This is a genomic window from Mucilaginibacter sp. SG538B (genome assembly GCF_013376065.1).
Lineage (GTDB): Bacteria > Bacteroidota > Bacteroidia > Sphingobacteriales > Sphingobacteriaceae > Mucilaginibacter > Mucilaginibacter rubeus.
This window is the reverse complement of sequence record NZ_JABMJI010000001.1, coordinates 802078-819869: the sequence shown is the minus strand read 5'-3', so window position 1 is coordinate 819869 and position 17792 is coordinate 802078. Positions and strand designations below refer to the sequence as shown.

The window sequence follows — 17792 nt, the reverse complement described above, 5'->3', positions numbered from 1 at the left end:
TATTTATAACACAAAGGTACCGGCCTCGCCCATGCTCAACAATCCGATTCTTGCGGAGTTTTCAGGCGATATGCTCTTCGATTATCTTGCTTAAAACTACCGCATTATTTAATTTCGGCTCTTTTGAAGAAAACACCAGCGTCACTGTTTTATGCTGCCTGATATAATCTACCAATTCATCCAAAACCTTTGCACCCTCAATTTCGGCGCGGTATTTTTGGTTAAAGGCTTCAAATTTTTCAGGATCATGGTTATACCATTTTCTTAGCTCGTTAGATGGTGCTACACCTTTAAACCACTTGTCAATCCGTTGGTCTTCCTTTTTTATCCCCCGCGGCCAAAGGCGGTCCACCAAAACTCTAACGCCATCTGCCTCGGCATAAGGTTCGTAAACCCGTTTAAGTTTAATCTCCATGATATGTATTTAATAATTTCTCTTCAATGAAACCGACAGTATAAATTCCGCAAGAATCGGATTGCCCGCCAATCTTCCTAATGATAGTTTTGATACTATTCAAAATAACAAAAATGACACCGGAACAAACACTTAAAGATCGCATCAAAAATCTTGATTGGGATCAAATTAATAAAACATTACATGACAACGGTTTTGCAATTGTTAAACAGGTTTTAGGTGAACGCTACTGCGATACATTAATCAGCGAATATGACGCAGATGCTTACCGCAAAACCGTCAACATGGAGCGCTACAGATTCGGATATGGCGAATACAAATATTATAATTACCCGCTTCCTGCTATTATAACAGATTTAAGGGAGAGCGTTTATACGTGCATCGTACCTGTCGCCAATAAATGGATGAATGAACTTGGTATTGACAAACGATTCCCCGGCACCCATGAAGAAATGAAACAGTTAAGCCATGAAGCCGGGCAAACCAAACCCACAGCCCTGATATTGCAATACACAGAAGGCGGATTTAACACCCTGCACCAGGACCTTTACGGCGAAGTATATTTCCCCATCCAAATGGTTTTCATGCTCGACCAACATGACAGAGACTATACCGGCGGCGAATTTGTAATCACCGAGCAAATTCCGCGGGCACAATCAAAAGTTAATGTACTTACTCCAGACATGGGTGATATGGTTTTATTTACCACTAACTTTAGGCCGGTAAAAGGCAGCAAAGGTTATTACAGGGTAAATATGAAACATGGAGTAAGCCCGGTTCACAGCGGTAAGCGCCATAGCCTGGGCATTATATTTCATGATGCACTTTCTTAAACACATTGATGTAATTTTAACCGATGCTGCAGAACCGCGTAAATCCATTTGGCCAACTCATTAAAACTCCCGAACGTGGCGCCTGGCTCGGTAACCGCGGCGTAATACATAACGAGTGCAAGGAGATAGTACGCCCCTTTAAAATCAAAGCATGGATAACTTGCGTTTTGGAGTTCAGGGGCCGCCATCGGGAAATCATGCAGCCCAACCGGTGGACGGAACTATTCTTCCTTGACGAAGCTACCGCATTTTCGGCCGGGCACCGCCCTTGCTTTCAATGCCGGTATAAAGACCATCAAAAGTTCAAACAGTTTTGGCTAAAAGGAAACCCGCAATATGGTTTCGATATGAAAACACCAGTATCCAAAATAGATGACATTTTACAGGCCGAGCGAATTACCGTCGATAAGTCAAAAGTTACTTATGACGAAAATATAAGGGCATTGCCAAACGGAACTTTTGTGATTCATGAGGGGCGGCCATATTTGCTTAAAGATGACGAGTTGCACTTGTGGAGCGCCGTGGGATATGAAGAAGGAATAGCATTACCCCATGTGGATAAACTGCAGGTGTTAACTCCCCGTTCTTTTGTGAATATGTTTAAAGCAGGATATGCACCGCAAATGAGTATTTAACTTATAATGCTAACAAATATCAGGGATTAAATAATTTCCAATGTCCTTCGGTAACAACCTCAATTACTCCATCGACAACTTTAATGGCGGTTTGATCGTCAATAGCGTATGATGGTACAGGTATGGAAGCAGCCAGTTTCTCAATATTGGCCAGTGAATTCTCAGGGAACCATTCGTAGTCTAAATGAGGGTGAATAGCAAAATCAACAACATTCAGCGACTTATCACTGTTAGCCGGTAACACATGGTTGCCATAGGTTGTGCCAAACCGGGTCATGATCATACTGCCGGCACTTAAACCTACGTATACCATTTTATGCAATAACGATGGCAACAGCTCTGCCAGGCCGGATTGCTGCATCCAATAGGTCAGATATTGGCAGTCGCCTCCACCTACCAACAAGGCATCAGTTTCATTGAGCATATTAACCCAAAGTTCTTGTTTGATGCTTGGCAGCACCGTTAGCTCCAGCAACCCCAGCGATTTCCAGCCTAATTCGCAAAAAGGATCGCCTAACGATCCTCGAATTACTCTTCGTACTATGTCGCCGCCATTAGGAATGGCATATATCGCCGTAGGGACAAAAAGGGCATTCGATTCAGCAATTGGCTTGCCCAGTAGTTCAATGAGCGCATTTTGAATGCTCATATTGCTTATACCGGCAGAAGTGAGAAGCAGCTTCATATTCGTTTATATCGTGATTGTGCGCAATAAGCTTAAGGTAACAATGTAATTCAAAAAGTAACCGGGCTTATAAATAATTCATTGATTATTTCACCCATTATAATGTAGCCGCACACCCGCATGCCGGCTTTCAGAAGAAGTGCCTTAGAAGCGTGATTATTGACGTTGCACCGGGCTGCAGGAACCCTATTTAACCGGTAGGCTTCCTTTTTCAACTCCTGCATAAGGAAAACGCCATATCCTTGTCTTCTTAAATCTTCCTTTACTTCATAGTAAATATCGATATAAGGGAAATTATAATTCAAGATAAAACCACCTGTAGCAATAACTTCACCATCTTTTTGTATACTGTAAGCATTCCATTCGTCTGCATTTTTACTTTTTACAAACTGCGCATCATCTATTGCAAATGCCGTTTCAAAAGCCGTTTCGAACAGAATAGCCTCGGCATTGATGTTTTTTGTTAGTTCAAACGCCATACCCGCAAGTAAGATATCATTGGTTTGGCATTCTACGAAGCCGGCACCCGAGGCTTTTATAAATAGCTCAAAGATCTGCCTGGCATGCTTTCTGAAAGGTTTATCTAAAAAGAACTCACATATGGTATCCCTTTCCTCGCGTTTATCTTTTCCCCATACCGAACCATAACCAATGGGGATGTCGTTATCCTTAAAAAGATAAGTGTCTACCCAACCTGCACCATGACATTTGTTATACACAAATTGAAATTTTGCTTCTGCAAGAAATAACCGGCGATGCGATTCAATATCTATCTCCTGTACTTTTACAACGTCAAATTTCATTTGCACATTAAAATTAAACTACTAAGCATAAATATACCAAATAACAAGAATTAGTAGTATCGAAGCCGGTAAGGAATTCATGTTCTAAACCATATTTCGATATCAAACTAACAGTGTTTTCAGATACAAAAAGCTTGCAAAGCCTCTTCCATCCATTCAATCCCGCAATTCGTCGGTACAAAATTTCAAATTAAGGCCGCGCGATTACTTTTACACCGTCAAATAATAATTTGATCAGTGATAAGGTTTAGGTGACAGCCCCCAAGCAGCGAGTGCAAGGGGGCTTTCTTGTATAATCCACTCATCCCTATTTTTCGGTAAAACGTGCCGCTTCCCTCCGTTCATCTATACAATTTCCCAATTCACCGACACATGGTTGATAAAACCAACCGCTCATCTTCACCTTTGATTTATAATTCAGAAGCAGGGACACTGAATTATAGTTTTTTTCGTATAAGATGAAGCACCTGTGCAATGTACAGGTGCTTTTTTTAAATTAGATGCTAAAATATGTGCTGGCCAGTAGCTTCGGCATTGATGAATAAAAGAATCTTAAAATAAAATGATCCGCTCAAAAGCAACCACTTTTTTCATTCATGCTGCAGGCTGGCTTGTGTTTTTAGGGTTCCCGTTATTGTTCATGAACCGCACGCAGCAAAGCAGCGCCGCCACCTATACAGTACTGTTTTCGCCTTACTACTGGCTGTTTTGCCTTACTTATATATTTATGTTTTACCTGAACGCCTGGTACCTGGTGCCAAAATTCGTGTTCCGTAAAAGATATATCTGGTATGGATTTATTGTGTTACTGCTTTCAGGCTGTGTTTACTTTTTGCAGCCTTTTGATAACCTGCTTCTTCACAATCTCATTAAAGGGAATAAACCTGTAGCAACAACTGCCCCCAATCCGCAGCCTATAGGGCCGCAAATTGTGCCTACAGGTATTGACAGCTCAGCACCTGATCAGCAAAACATGCCTTTTGGCCCGTTGCCACACGAGGACCTGCGGATGCAGGACCCCAGCCTTAAACCCGCCAACCGCATTATTTTCATTCACCAATCAGGTAATATTGATATGGTAGGCTTATTTATTTTTATCATTGTGATGGGACTGAGCGTTGCCATTGCCACGGTTCAAAAATGGCAACTTACCGAGCAGATGGTTACCCGCGCCGAGGCCGAAAAAGCCCATGCCGAACTCTCTTTTCTTAAAGCCCAGATCAATCCTCATTTTCTGTTCAATACGCTGAATAATATTTATGCCTTATCGGTTACCAATAGCGAGCATACTTCCGAAAGTATCATGAAACTCTCTAATATCATGCGCTACGTAACCGATGAGGTAACGGAGGATTTTGTTTTGCTGCAAAACGAAGTTGATTGTATCAACGATTATATCGATCTGCAACGCCTGCGACTCGGCAAAAAAACAAAGCTTGATTTTGAAGTTTCGGGCAAGATAGACAATCAAAAAATTCCGCCCCTGATACTGATGACCTTTATTGAAAATGTTTTTAAGTACGGCGTAAGTAAACATCAGCCATCAGTTATCAATATTTGCTTAAGGGTAAACGGCAACCAAATGCTGTTCATCTGCAAAAATACCATTTTCGAAAAACGACCTGCCACCGAACGGAAAGGGATTGGCATTGCCAATAACCGTCAGCGCCTGCAACATATTTACCCTAACAAACACCGGCTTGACATCAGCTCGGCCGATGGCAATTTCACTGTCGAACTGGAGATTAACGCTTAAAACTATCTATTATGCAGTTAAAATGTGTAGCTATTGATGATGAGCCACTGGCCCTTCAGATAATTGAAAAATATGTAGCTGGCTATCCCGCGTTAACATTGGTCAATACTTTTGAGGATGCTATATCGGGCGGGGAATACCTGAAAATGAACAAGGTAGATGTGCTGTTCATAGATATTAACATGCCTGATATTACAGGTATCGACCTGGTAAAATCATTGACTGATAAACCAATGATCATTTTTACCACTGCCTACAAAAATTATGCATATGAAGGTTACGAACTGGAGGCGGTTGATTACCTGCTGAAACCGATCAATAACCTGCGCTTTGACACAGCGGTTCAAAAGGCAATTGGCTATTACCAGTACAAGCATACCGATACCCCGAATGAAAGCGATTTCCTGTATGTGCATTCAGAATACAGACTGATCAAGATCAACATTAAAGACATTGAATATATTGAAAGCATGCAGGATTACATCAAGATCCATATGCTGGGCGTAGCCAAACCCATACTAACGCTTATGCCCCTGAAAAGTGCAATTGAAAAACTGCCTGCATCAAAGTTTATCCGTATTCACCGCAGCTTCGTGGTAGCGCGCGATCTGATCAGGTCTATCCACAACCGCAAGGTAAAACTAACCGACGTAGAGCTTCCTGTAGGTACAAACTATACCGATTTTATCAAAAACTGGCACAAATAATCAATTCATCGGCACATTAAAGGCGTTGAACGACACATTATTTTATAGCCCCTTAAATAGCCTCAACTTTATATTATTAAAATTGGCACTAATCCTTAAGTCATGAAAACAGCAGGCGATAAAAAAACCATCTTAGTACTTGATAAAAACAGCCGGATGTTATCGGTAATTGATGACATTATGTACTATGGCGATTTTAATGTGCATTTAACTTTTGACCCCAATGCTATATATGATAAAGCTAAAATGATTAATCCGGATTTGATCATTTTGGATTATTTGTTGGTAGATAACGATTGTGAACTGGTTTGCCGGGACTTTAAGGATGATAAGCAGCTATGCAACGTACCTATCATTATTGTAACCGCTTTTAAAACAAAAAAAGCACAGGCCGACTCCTATAAATGCGATGCCTTGTTTGTAAAACCGCTGGATATGGAAGTGCTTGCATCAAGGATAGAATACCTGATGGCATCCTGAAGCTGGTTTTGTAAACTCATATAAACCTGCTAAGTTTAGCTTTTATTAATTAAACAACTCTGCACTTATAAAATGAAACTCAAGAGCAACATAGCCACCAGCGAAAACGGGTTTATTTTTAACCCTGCCACCGGCGATTCATTTTCCGGTAACGGTATGGCGGCAAAACTGCTTGAGGCTATGAAAAGCGGCAAAACCGAAGATGATATCAAGCAGGATATTCTGAGCAGGTATGAAGTGAGCGAAAGCCAGCTTAACTTGGATTGGGATAATTGGATGCTGCAGCTAAAAGAAGCAAACCTGCTCGAAATTTAAGGATGATGCCAAACAAGTACGCTAATTTATGTATTGCCGTCACCGGGCTTAATGCCAATGACAATCCGGGTCCTGGGATGGCGGTCATCCGTTCTTTAAAAGAGTGTTTTGGAGATGGCTTGCGCATAATTGGCCTATCGTATGAGTCGCTGGAGCCCGGGATTTATCTGCGGGGGTGGGTAAATAAAACTTACCAGGTCCCCTATCCAACCGAAGGTACGGCAGCCCTCGTTGAACGTTTGACATATATCAACGAACAGGACAAACTTGATCTCATTATCCCCAACTTTGATTCGGAGCTGTTCAATTTTATAAAGATAGCGCCTCAATTGCAGCAAATGGGCATAGCAACTTATCTCCCAACACACCAGCAACTGGCGTTAAGAGATAAGGTGAACCTAAAAAATTTCGGCACAAAAAATGGCTTTTATGTGCCTGCCGATCATAAGCTTTACACTACCGACGATATTAAAAAAGCGGCTGATGAGTTCAACTTTCCTATGGTAATAAAAGGTAAGTTTTATGATGCTTATGTTGTATATACGATGGATCAGGCATTGAAAGCCTTTCATCAATTATATGCAGCCTGGGGCATACCGGTAATAGCTCAGCAATACATTAAGGGCAACGAAATCAACATTGCGGCACTTGGCGACGGTAATGGCAACAACATCGGCTTGGTGGCTATGCGCAAGCTTTATATTACCGATAAAGGGAAGGCCTGGGCGGGCGTTACCATTAAAGATGATAAGCTTACCCAACTGGCCGACAACTTTGCCCGCGTAAGCAACTGGAAAGGCGGTTACGAAATGGAGGTCATGAGCAATGCCGACGGACATTTATACATATTGGAAATTAACCCCCGGTTTCCGGCATGGGTTTATTTAACTGCCGCCGCCGGCCAAAACCAGCCTGCGGCATTGGCCAAAATAGCGATGGGTGAAACCGTTGAGCCCTATGCCGATTACCAGGCCGGCAAACTGTTTGTCCGCTATTCGTGGGACCATATTGCCGACATCGCCGATTTTCAGCAGATCTCGGCGTTTGGCGAATTATAATTTATAACGATGGAAAAGCTGCCATACGAGAAACCATATATAAAAAAACTACAGGCCGGTGCCCTTAATAAATTCGGCTCCCGCACCGGTGTGCAGCCCGTTAAAAGCATCGATGGCGTTTCGGTTAAAAGCCTGATCGAAAACTACGGTTCGCCGGTGTTTGTATTGTCCGAAAAACAAATCCGCAAAAACTACCGGGCAGCATACCGCGCTTTTAGCACCCGCTACCCAAAGGTACAATTTGCATGGAGCTATAAAACCAATTACCTCAATGCTGTTTGTCAGATTTTTCACCAGGAAGGCAGTTGGGCGGAGGTTGTTTCGGGCTTTGAATACCGTAAAGCATTGGGCAATGGCGTACCGGGCAACAAGATCATTTTTAACGGACCGGGCAAATCTCTCAACGATCTGCAGTTGGCCATCGAGCATGATTCGCTGATCCATATTGATCATTTTGATGAGCTTAACCTGCTGCTTACCTTAAGTAAAAACATGGCCAATAAGCCACGTGTGGCCATCCGTATAAATATGGATACCGGCGTTTACCCACTTTGGGACCGCTTTGGTTTTAACTATGAAAATGGAGAAGCCTGGTCGGCGGTTACAAAGATCACAGGCTCGGGAAGTCTGCAATTGGTGGGCCTGCATTGCCATATCGGTACCTATATGCTCTCTGCCGATGCTTATGGTATAGCAGCTAATAAACTGGCCGAACTGGCTGTTCGCTGCCAGACCGAACTTAATCATAAAATAGAATATCTTGACCTGGGAGGCGGTTTCCCCTCAACTAATACACTAAAAGGTGCTTACCTGCCGGGGAATGATACCGTGCCGACGGTTGACGACTTTGCTGAAGTCATAACTTCGGCTTTGCTCAATTTTGGCTTTGCCAATGATGACCTGCCGCTGCTGATATTGGAAAGCGGGCGCGTTTTAATAGATGATGCCGGTTACCTGCTGGGCACTGTTATTGCCAACAAACGTTTAGCCAATGGCAAAGGCGCCACCATTGTTGATTTTGGGGTCAATATCCTGTTCACATCTTTTTGGTATGAACACCAGGTAAGCCCTGCTCAGGATTTTGCTGCACATACCGAAAACATGGTGATATATGGGCCGCTTTGCATGAACATTGATGTGATCAGGGAAAGCATTAACCTGCCACTGCTAAATCCCGGCGACCAGGTTGTAGTACACAAGGTTGGCGCTTATAACATGACCCAATGGATGCAGTTCATTACCCTGAGGCCTGCTGTTGTTTTGATAGATGAAAAGTTGCGCACCCACCTCATTCGCCAAAACGAAACATTGGAATATACTGCCGAACCAGAGTTAGTACCCGCTCATTTAAATAACAACAAGTGAAGCAAATTCCGGCATTTATAAAAACCATTATCAATTCTTATTCAGTGCTGTTTTTTTCGCAGAACCGGGTATTGGGGATTATTTTGCTGCTGGTATCTTTCTTCAACCCGGTGTCTGGCTTTGCAGGGTTGAGTTGTGTCATTTTCTCTTTGCTGATAATAAAACTGTTAAAACAGGATAACGAAGATTACCTGGCCGGAATCTACAGCTTTAACTGTTTATTATTAGGGATAGCATTTGGTACTTTTTTCCAGGTTAACGTCATGTTTGTGACCTGGCTGGCGGTTGCCTGTTGCCTTGTAGTGCTTGCTACTATTATTATGTCAAAGCGCATGAGTAAACCGGGTTTACCTATACTTTCACTGCCATTTATCCTGGTTTTCTGGCTTGTACTGCTGGCATCCAACAGCATCTTCAACACTGGATTATCACAAAAAAGCAGCTCCCTGCTCGAAGAAATTTACACTGGCCCGGGTAACCTGGCCGGCGCCGAAGGTTATCTTGCCACAACGTTACCAAAACTGATGAGCTTATTTTTCCGTTCATTGAGCGCAATTCTATTTCAGCATAATATCATAACCGGAATGCTTATTGCTATAGGGATACTTGTGCATTCGCGCATTGCATTCAGCCTGCTTATCATTAGCTTTTTAACGGCCTGCGGGTTTAACAACATCACAAATACCTACCCAGAGGGTATCAGCTATTACCACCTTGGTGCCAATTTAATGATGGCTTCAATGGCCATCAGCAGCTTTTTCACCATCCCATCGTTACGCTCTTACCTGCTGGCAATTCTTTGCATCCCCTTGGGTTTCATACTCATTAATGCCCTTACCACACTCATGGCCCTGCATGCGTTGCCTATATTTTCGTTACCGTTTTGTGTGCTTAATATCAGCCTGCTTTATTTTTTAAAGCTAACCGGTCATCACCCCAAATTGCAGTTAACCATAGCACAGCATTACTCGCCCGAAAAAAATCTTTATCATGTTTTAAACCTGCAAAACAGGCTGAACGATCTGAAATACATGAGGCTCAATTTGCCGTTTATGGGCTATTGGACGGTTTCGCAGGGTTATAATGGTAGCATTACCCACAAAGGCGAATGGGGCCAGGCGCTTGATTTTGTGATTACGGATGATGAACAAAAAACATTTCAGCATCCCGGTACCCTTCCTGAACATTTTTATTGTTTCAATAAGCCGGTACTGGCCTGCGGCGACGGCATTGTAGAACAGGTTGTAAACCATGTAGAAGATAACGACATAGGCGAGGAAAACCTGAAGGAAAACTGGGGGAACACCGTAGTGATACGCCACGCCGAAGGGCTTTATTCCAAACTCTCGCACCTCAAAAAAAACTCTGTAAAAGTTAAACCCGGCGATATCGTAAAACAAGGTGATCTGCTGGGTTTCTGCGGTAATTCGGGTCGGTCGCCCGAGCCGCATTTGCATTTCCAGTTGCAGGCTACGCCTTATATAGGATCTAAAACACTGCCTTATCCGCTCGCCTATTATTTTACCAAAAAAGCTGATCAAACCATCTTTGTAAGCTACAATATCCCAAATGAAAACGAATTAATAAGCAACCCCGAAATCAATACGCCACTCAAAAAAGCATTCGACCTGCAACCGGGCTTCGTATCTAAATTAGTTAACGGAAACGGCTCAACCGAAGAATGGGAAGTTTTTAAAGATGAATTAGGACAGTCATACATCTACTGCAAAACAACAGGTGCCGTTGCTTATTTTATTAACAATGGAACTATGTTTTACTTCACCAGCTTTTATGGCGATAAAACGTCGCTCCTCCACTATTTTTACCTTGCCGCATATAAAGTTATTTTTAACGATGCCGGGTATAGCCCGGCTAATGATGAGTTCCCGGTACCGCTTACCCATAACAAAACATTGCTTTGGCTGCAGGATTTTATTGCGCCTTTTTACCGGTTCATCAGCATAAAATATAAAAGCGGGATACAGTTAAAAAAAACAGGGTTAAACATTGTATCCAAACAATACCAGGAAATTGCAGGTAGAACATTGTCCCTTACAGAGGCAACCATTTTTGTAGATCATAGCAGCCTGCAAGCCCTCATTATAAATACAAACGGTCAGCATATTGAAGCACAATGGAGTACAGAAAATTAACCATACTTTTTGCCTTGCTATTTGCTGCTCTTGTAACCCGTGCACAAGATAATAAACTTGCCACGGCCGATAGTACCGCCGAACAATTGTACAATGCCGGCAACTGGAAACAACTTATCAGGTTTGTAAATCAATCGGTTGCTAAAAGTGTAGACTCTCCTACCTTGCGCTTTAAGGCCGGGTATGCTTATATGCTTACCGGTAACTATAAAGCGGCCATCTATCAGTTTAACCGGGTTTTACTTAAAGAGCCCCAAAATGTCACTGCATATTTGTATGCTTACTACTGCAACACCTATATCAACAACAATAACACCGCGTTTTACAATGCATCGCATTTAGACACAGCAACCCTGCGTGCTATCAAGTTATCACCCTTTGGTTTAACTGATGCGGTTTTAGAAAGCGGCATAAAATTGCCGAATAACCACGAACGCGACAACGGCTTTTTTGAACGCGCGGGTATCGGTTTAAGATTATCGTGGCGTTTGCAGTTGGATCAATCATTTATGTTTTTCAAACAGAATATATTCAGATCGGGCTATATTGATTACATTAACCAAACAGGCAAAACCGACCGCCAGTTTGAATATTATGCTAAAGCGAAATATTCTTTGACTAAAAACATCAATTTACTTGGCGCGTACCATTATTTACACACCAGCTACCGGAGCAATATTTACCAAAGTAACCTTGGGCTGTTAGGAATAAAATATGATACCCGCTACATTGATTTGCAGGGCGATGTTAATTTGGGCAAACTCATTAATAAAACCTTAAAACAATATGATGCCAAAGTGGATTTTTATCCACTGGGAAACTTGAATTTATACACCACAAGCAGGGCATCGGTACTGAATTTAAGCGGAGTAACGCATTTCATTTATAGCCAGTCGGTGGGATTTAAAGTGTTAAACAAAACGTGGCTGGAAACAGCCGCTACTTTTGGCAACCAGGATGATTACCTGGATGCAGACGGGCTTTATGTGTATAACGCCATCGATCCTACAAAATTTAAATGCGGTGAAAGCGTTTTTTATCAGTTAGGTAACCATGCCTTATTGAATTTAAATTACTTTTATGAAAAGAAAACAGACATTTACCGTGCTGTTAACTATAACCAAAACTCTGTTACGTTAGGTATAACATGGAAATTTTAAAGAAGACCTTTATTCCCATTTTTTTATTTGTATTTGCAGCACAATTGCAGGCACAGACAAATGTGGTGCTTCAAAAAGCTTTTCACAACAGTTATACCAATGAATTAAACAAAAACTACGTTGCTGCCATTGCCGATATTTACCCCTACTATTCGGAAAATAATTATGAGATAGCCATCAGGCTGGGTTGGCTTCATTACCTCAATAAAAACTACACTGCTTCGCAAACCTATTATCAAAAAGCAGTTAACCTGAAGCCCGGCGCTATTGAGGCTAAGTTTGGCTATATAAAGCCGCTCTCCTTTTTGCAAAACTGGGATAAAGTGCTGGAACAATATCTTGCTATCCTGAAAATAGACCCTCAAAACACACAGGCCAATTATTGGGCCGGCGTAATTTATTATAACCGTAAGCAATACGAACCCGCTATTAAGCTTTTCAGGGTAGTAGTAACGCTTTATCCTTTTGATTATGACGGCAACCATATGCTGGCCTGGTCGATGCTTATGGCTGGAAAAAAATCGGAAGCAAAACCTTTTTTTGAAAAAGCGCTGATCATCAAACCTGCTGATGCTTCCAGCACCGATGGCTTAGCCAGATGTAATTAGCCCGGTTTAAATTTTTCGTAGAGACGCATCACATGCGTCTCCGACAGCAAATTTGCGCATTAAATACCTTCATGCGCAAGACGCATGTGATGCGTCTCTACAACAAAAAACATATTCTTCATACGTCGATTTAAATCACTCATTTGTCGACACATTTCCCGACGGCCCGATTTTCCAAATTAATTTTAATTAAACCTGTCCGAAAAAAGGCAGCGCTAATTATCAATTTAAATTAATTCTATGAAAATGAAATCATTTTACGCCTCACTATTGATGGTCGGCACAATAATCGGCCTGGCATCATGTAAAAAGGAAAACGCTTCAAAATCAGCTTCGGCCGGCAGCGTTTCGTCATCAGCCGTCACATCAACCGGCGCCATCGCTATTAGCCTTGCGTCGTCCGGAACTACTACCGACAGCGTTTATATGGTTGGCTGCTATGGCAAGCATGATACCAAAGACTCCGTTGCTTTTAGCACATTACCTACAGCTATCGGCACTTACCTTACAGCTAATTACAGCGGTTATACATTCAAAAAAGCATACTCCATTACTGATAGTACTAAAACAGTTATCAACTACATTGTAGTTATCAAATATAACAGCGCTTTGGTTGGCCTCAAATTCACTGCTGCTGGTACGTTTGTAAGCATCCTTGAGCAACGCGAAGGTGTTGACCTTAAAGGACCAGGATGGCACTTAGGCGGATTCTTTGATAATCGTGACAGTAAACACCGCGATACCATTGCTATTTCGGCCCTTCCTGCTGCTGTAAGCAGCTATTTTTCAACAACCTATCCAACAGATACTTTGTTGCATGCCTCTATCGCACCTGATAACGTATACATTTTGATAAGCCAGAACGGGGTACTTTACTCAACAACGGTAACCGCGGCAGGCAAACTTGTAAAACGTATTCAGATAGAAAAACACGATTTAAAACATGCTGTAGTAGCTGAAGCTAACTTACCGGCTGCTATTACCACTTATCTTACTGCTACTTATCCGGGCTACGTATTTGATAAAGCATTTTCTGAAAGCCCCGGCGGAACCCTGCAAGGTTACGTTGTGTTGATTACATCAAACAATACCAAATACGCTTTAATTTTTAATGCGTCTGGTACATTTGTCAGAGTCCTGCCTATCCACTAAACAATCAAGATTATAGCGCTGTTGGTAAGCCATGTTTTTAATTAAACATGGCTTACTTGCTTAGTTTCAGAGCTCCAAACAGTGGATCACATATTTATTTCCTGCTGATGAGCTTAAAATTAGAGAATTTAACATATGAACGGTATGGCCCGTAGGTGCTATGGTAAAGGCCGATTTGCAGATCAGCACCGTTTAAATCAGGCCTTAATACCGGACTTCCGGGCAGATCAGTCCAATGTATGCCGTCACTACTGCTCCTGATGTAAAACACATCACCCGATTTTTGGATCTGCAGATAACGGTTATAATTCCAGCCGGTTTGGGTATTGGTTTGCATCCGGTCGCCGGCTTTAAAATTGGTGAGCATGTTGCCGCAATTCCAGGCCGGGAAAATACTGTTCTGAATGAGGTTTTCGCTGCCTTCAGTACCGGGTTGTTTTGCTTTATGTACCATCAAGCCCATATCACTGTTACCGGCTATCTTTTTTTCCTTAAGACCACTTACTTCAGTTACTTCCACCTCGGCCACAAAATCGCCCAAAACATTACGGTATAAAAATGGTCCATAAGGCAGGTTACCGTCCCAGTTAGAGCCTTTTGATTCCAGGGTTAACACGCTGTCACCGGTAAATACTTTATTCTCCGGCTTATCTCCACCTATCAAACCATCCCACATAGTGCCGGTTGTGCCATTAGTTACAAAGTCATTGTTGAATGCAAACCCATCCGCAACAACATTAAATAAGGTCGAAGTTGTACTTACAGGCAATGCCGCGGTTTTTGGGCTTACATTACCATAATTGTCTTTAACTTTAAAAGAGTAGCTATAATTTTTACCGGCTGCAAGCCCATAACTCACATAATGCGGATCGGCCTGCCAACCGCTTGATTTGCTGCTGTCTGCCTCGTTAATAAAATCATACTGAAGATTTGATTTTACAGAAGCATATTCCGGCGCCTCCATTTCAACCATACCGGGCGTCACAGCCTTCGGAATAGTTTTGAACGCAAGTGAACCCGCTACAGGCGCATGATAGTTCTGTTTCCAGCCGAGGCATAACTGCTTAATTTCGGCTGGTGATAAACCATGTTTAAAAAACACGAGATTAGATACTGCACCATTAAAACCATCGCCCAGTACAAGATCACCGGCAAGCCTGCCTGTATTTGCCTTTGCTGAAATCAAGGCACCATCTACATATAATTTAGCGGCATTTCCGCTAATAGTTTTTATGACGTAATGCCATTGGCCTGCGTTTAAATATTTACCGGCAGGGACAAGAACCTCCGTTGAAGATTGTAATTTCAATATCGAACCCTTTTGCGTTGATCCCTTTTGGTAAATACTTAATGCTATGCTGTAACTTTCTTTACTATTGACAGCAACACCATTATTAAAAACAAGCCGGCCTTTGCCATTAAAGCTAACTGCTATTTTCCCTTTTATATCTCTTACTTCTGCGCCTTGCCCACCAGCAGCTTGGAAAGCTCCGCCTGCATCACCGTTATTTGTCCATTTTTGAAGCGGCCCGTAATTTAGTTTGCAAGCATCGAGGTAAACAGCGATATCTGACTTTGCAGGATGTAAAGCCCATCGCTTTATCACACTATCTGCAAGCGGTCGATTGTAAATTTTAACTGATGAAATACCGCCCGAAAAATAGGCCGAGCGGTTTGTTTTAGCACCAATAATGAACTTATCTGCCAACTGCAAAAACAGCATCTTGTTTTCTGTATTGTTCAGCTCGCCATCCACAAATAGCTTTTCAAATGAGCCATCAAAAGTAACAACCACCTGATGCCATTTTCCGGCGGCAGGCATGCTTTTGTATTGAAAGTCAGAAACGCCAAAATGTTGTACGGCACCGGCTGTTTTATTGCTTCCGTAGCCAAAAGTAGCGGTGCGATGATCCGATTCGCCGTTTGTCCAGCTTAATACCGGGTTTTCGTCTTCGATCTGGTCGGTGTAAACCTCATACGATACAGTATAGCTGTTATTACCCGCAAGTGAACGGGGTACGGTCACCGTTGATTCGAGTGATTGCGTACCATTAAACACCAAAGCTTTTTTTCCCGCAATAATATCGATAACCGGAGGTTTACCAGTTGCAGTAAAATTACCACCCAACACACCTTTATTAGCCCACTGAGATACTGCTTCGCCGGCCTGAAAATTATCGGCATTTAGGTTTACCAATAAGCCTTCTCTCTCCTTTGGAGCTACCGCTTTTGATATTTCTTTTTTATCGGCAGAAGTAACGTCTCCGGTTACTACCCGTTCGCCGTAAATTTTCACGTTCCAAATTGCTTTGTATAACCCCGGATATTCCGTCCCGGTAATTGTTAAGCGGATAAAGCGGGCCTGGGCATTTCCTAAATCTACCATCGGCGAACCATGCTGTTTGTTCTCCCTCCTGTCGGCAAACAACTTCCAGGTTTTACCATCTACCGATGATTCTACCAGGTATTGATAGTACCATGTTGCATATTCAAATTGAGTTAATACCTGCTGTACTGTTTTCACCGAGCCCAGATCAATAGTTAACCATGCCGGCTGGCGACTGTTATCCGCGGGCTTCCATAAGGTGCCGTTATTGTTATCAACCGCAAATAAGGGTTTATAATTCTCGTTGTAAAAAGATGAAGCTGTCACCTTTTTTTGATAAGCTTCGTTGGGAGCATTAATGGTACTTTTTCCTAATAGCCCAACTCCAAGATGGGTAGGAACAATCTTTTCAATATTGCCTTCGGCATCAAACACGATCTTATCCGCGCAAACCTGCCGGTGATAGCCCCCGTTGGAGTGCGGGTTATTATGGCGATGATACACCATATAAAAATCATCCCCAACCTGCACTACCGACTCATGGCCCGGTCCGTGAATAGTTCCATCAGCATTGGTACTCAGCACTGGGCTGTTTTTGCCGAACTCAAATGGCCCCATCGGCCCGGTTTTGCTAATGGCGTATTGTACCCGATAAGTAGAATCCTCACAAAGACCGGATGAATAGGTAAAGTAGTAGATGCCCTTGCGTTTAAACATAAAAGGCGCTTCAAAAAAATCTTTGGCAATAGTATTGGGAATCTTTGCCGTTTTGGCAAAGGTGTGCATATCCGGGTTTAACAAACCTACGCCGCAACCATGATCAGGATAGATGCCCCAGGTACCCCAAAACATATAGATCTTTCCGTCATCATCTTTAAAGGTTTGTCCATCCAGCGTAATCACCCCGGGGATAAAGTAATTGGGGATCATTGATTTGCCATCGGGCAGTAAGGGCGTCCACGGCCCGGTAGGGCTTGCTGACGATGCGCCATAAATGTCAACCGGCTGGCAGTAGTACATGTAATACTTGCCATCGTTACCATTGATAACATCCGGGGCCCAATAGTAATTGGAGGTTGGCCAGTTCATATCATGCATGGTCCAGTTCACAAAATCTTTGGATGTCCAAACCTGTGATGGGCCGTGCCCGCCGCCGTTGCCATCGGTGGTAGCATAAATGTAGTAGGTATCGCCAAACTTGCGAACGGTTGGGTCGGCAAAGTAGCCGGGAATAATGGGATTGCCATTACCCGGCTCTGTTGCCGATTGTTGCTGTGCAGAACTGTTTAAAACAGCCAGACACAAGGAAAAGAAAACTATCAACTGAAATTTTCGCATTGT

At 42.7% G+C, this 17792-nt stretch carries 16 protein-coding genes; 12 read left to right on the top strand and 4 right to left on the bottom strand.

What is annotated here, in order from left to right; all coding sequences use genetic code 11:
* Nucleotides 1–61 precede the first annotated feature (61 nt).
* On the bottom strand, nucleotides 62–415 hold the full coding sequence (locus FHW88_RS03130; protein ID WP_218117122.1) for a DUF488 domain-containing protein: 354 nt from the start codon (nucleotides 413–415) through the stop codon (nucleotides 62–64).
* Nucleotides 416–528: 113 nt separating this feature from the next.
* Here FHW88_RS03130 and FHW88_RS03125 point away from each other — a divergent pair, with 113 nt between their 5' ends.
* Both FHW88_RS03125 and FHW88_RS03120 read left to right on the top strand, forming a co-directional pair.
* Entirely contained in the window at nucleotides 529–1248 is a 720-nt protein-coding gene (locus FHW88_RS03125) for a 2OG-Fe(II) oxygenase (protein WP_176623095.1), read from the top strand.
* 23 nt (nucleotides 1249–1271) lie between these two features.
* Nucleotides 1272–1883 carry a hypothetical protein gene (locus FHW88_RS03120; protein ID WP_090531443.1) on the top strand — a complete coding sequence of 204 codons (612 nt, stop codon included), beginning with the start codon at nucleotides 1272–1274 and terminating at the stop codon, nucleotides 1881–1883.
* Nucleotides 1884–1902: 19 nt separating this feature from the next.
* Here FHW88_RS03120 and FHW88_RS03115 read toward each other — a convergent pair whose 3' ends face one another.
* Nucleotides 1903–2568, bottom strand: coding sequence for a Type 1 glutamine amidotransferase-like domain-containing protein (locus tag FHW88_RS03115; RefSeq protein ID WP_176623093.1), 666 nt, complete (start codon nucleotides 2566–2568; stop codon nucleotides 1903–1905).
* A 50-nt stretch (nucleotides 2569–2618) separates the two neighbouring features.
* Entirely contained in the window at nucleotides 2619–3371 is a 753-nt protein-coding gene (locus FHW88_RS03110; protein WP_176623091.1) for a GNAT family N-acetyltransferase, read from the bottom strand.
* A 562-nt stretch (nucleotides 3372–3933) separates the two neighbouring features.
* Here FHW88_RS03110 and FHW88_RS03105 point away from each other — a divergent pair.
* The 10 genes from FHW88_RS03105 (at nucleotide 3934) to FHW88_RS03060 (ending at nucleotide 14125) form a co-directional block, all read left to right on the top strand.
* Nucleotides 3934–5127, top strand: a complete 1194-nt coding sequence (locus FHW88_RS03105) for a sensor histidine kinase (RefSeq protein ID WP_176623089.1) — start codon at nucleotides 3934–3936, stop codon at nucleotides 5125–5127.
* 11 nt (nucleotides 5128–5138) lie between these two features.
* Nucleotides 5139–5834 (top strand): LytR/AlgR family response regulator transcription factor, encoded by a 696-nt coding sequence (locus tag FHW88_RS03100; protein ID WP_176623087.1) that lies wholly within the window; start codon nucleotides 5139–5141, stop codon nucleotides 5832–5834.
* Nucleotides 5835–5936: 102 nt separating this feature from the next.
* Nucleotides 5937–6314: a PleD family two-component system response regulator gene (locus tag FHW88_RS03095; protein WP_090531434.1), complete on the top strand. Its 378-nt coding sequence runs from the start codon at nucleotides 5937–5939 to the stop codon at nucleotides 6312–6314.
* A gap of 72 nt (nucleotides 6315–6386) precedes the next feature.
* The gene (locus FHW88_RS03090; RefSeq protein WP_176623085.1) at nucleotides 6387–6629 is read left to right on the top strand and encodes a PqqD family protein; all 243 of its coding nucleotides are present in this window, start codon (nucleotides 6387–6389) and stop codon (nucleotides 6627–6629) included.
* 2 nt (nucleotides 6630–6631) lie between these two features.
* Nucleotides 6632–7687 (top strand): ATP-grasp domain-containing protein, encoded by a 1056-nt coding sequence (locus FHW88_RS03085; protein WP_176623083.1) that lies wholly within the window; start codon nucleotides 6632–6634, stop codon nucleotides 7685–7687.
* A gap of 9 nt (nucleotides 7688–7696) precedes the next feature.
* On the top strand, nucleotides 7697–9052 hold the full coding sequence (locus tag FHW88_RS03080) for a diaminopimelate decarboxylase (protein WP_176623081.1): 1356 nt from the start codon (nucleotides 7697–7699) through the stop codon (nucleotides 9050–9052).
* Nucleotides 9049–11205: an urea transporter gene (locus FHW88_RS30310; RefSeq protein WP_176623079.1), complete on the top strand. Its 2157-nt coding sequence runs from the start codon at nucleotides 9049–9051 to the stop codon at nucleotides 11203–11205. Before FHW88_RS03080 ends, FHW88_RS30310 begins: the two co-directional genes overlap by 4 nt.
* Nucleotides 11187–12365, top strand: coding sequence for a tetratricopeptide repeat protein (locus FHW88_RS03070; RefSeq protein WP_090531423.1), 1179 nt, complete (start codon nucleotides 11187–11189; stop codon nucleotides 12363–12365). The genes FHW88_RS30310 and FHW88_RS03070 overlap by 19 nt, the downstream gene beginning before the upstream one ends.
* Nucleotides 12353–12973, top strand: a complete 621-nt coding sequence (locus FHW88_RS03065) for a tetratricopeptide repeat protein (RefSeq protein ID WP_090531421.1) — start codon at nucleotides 12353–12355, stop codon at nucleotides 12971–12973. Before FHW88_RS03070 ends, FHW88_RS03065 begins: the two co-directional genes overlap by 13 nt.
* Nucleotides 12974–13219: 246 nt before the next feature.
* Entirely contained in the window at nucleotides 13220–14125 is a 906-nt protein-coding gene (locus FHW88_RS03060) for a PepSY-like domain-containing protein (protein WP_175490047.1), read from the top strand.
* A gap of 94 nt (nucleotides 14126–14219) precedes the next feature.
* Here the strand turns inward: FHW88_RS03060 and FHW88_RS03055 are convergent, their stop codons facing one another.
* Nucleotides 14220–17789, bottom strand: coding sequence for a family 43 glycosylhydrolase (locus FHW88_RS03055; protein ID WP_176623077.1), 3570 nt, complete (start codon nucleotides 17787–17789; stop codon nucleotides 14220–14222).
* Nucleotides 17790–17792 lie beyond the last annotated feature (3 nt).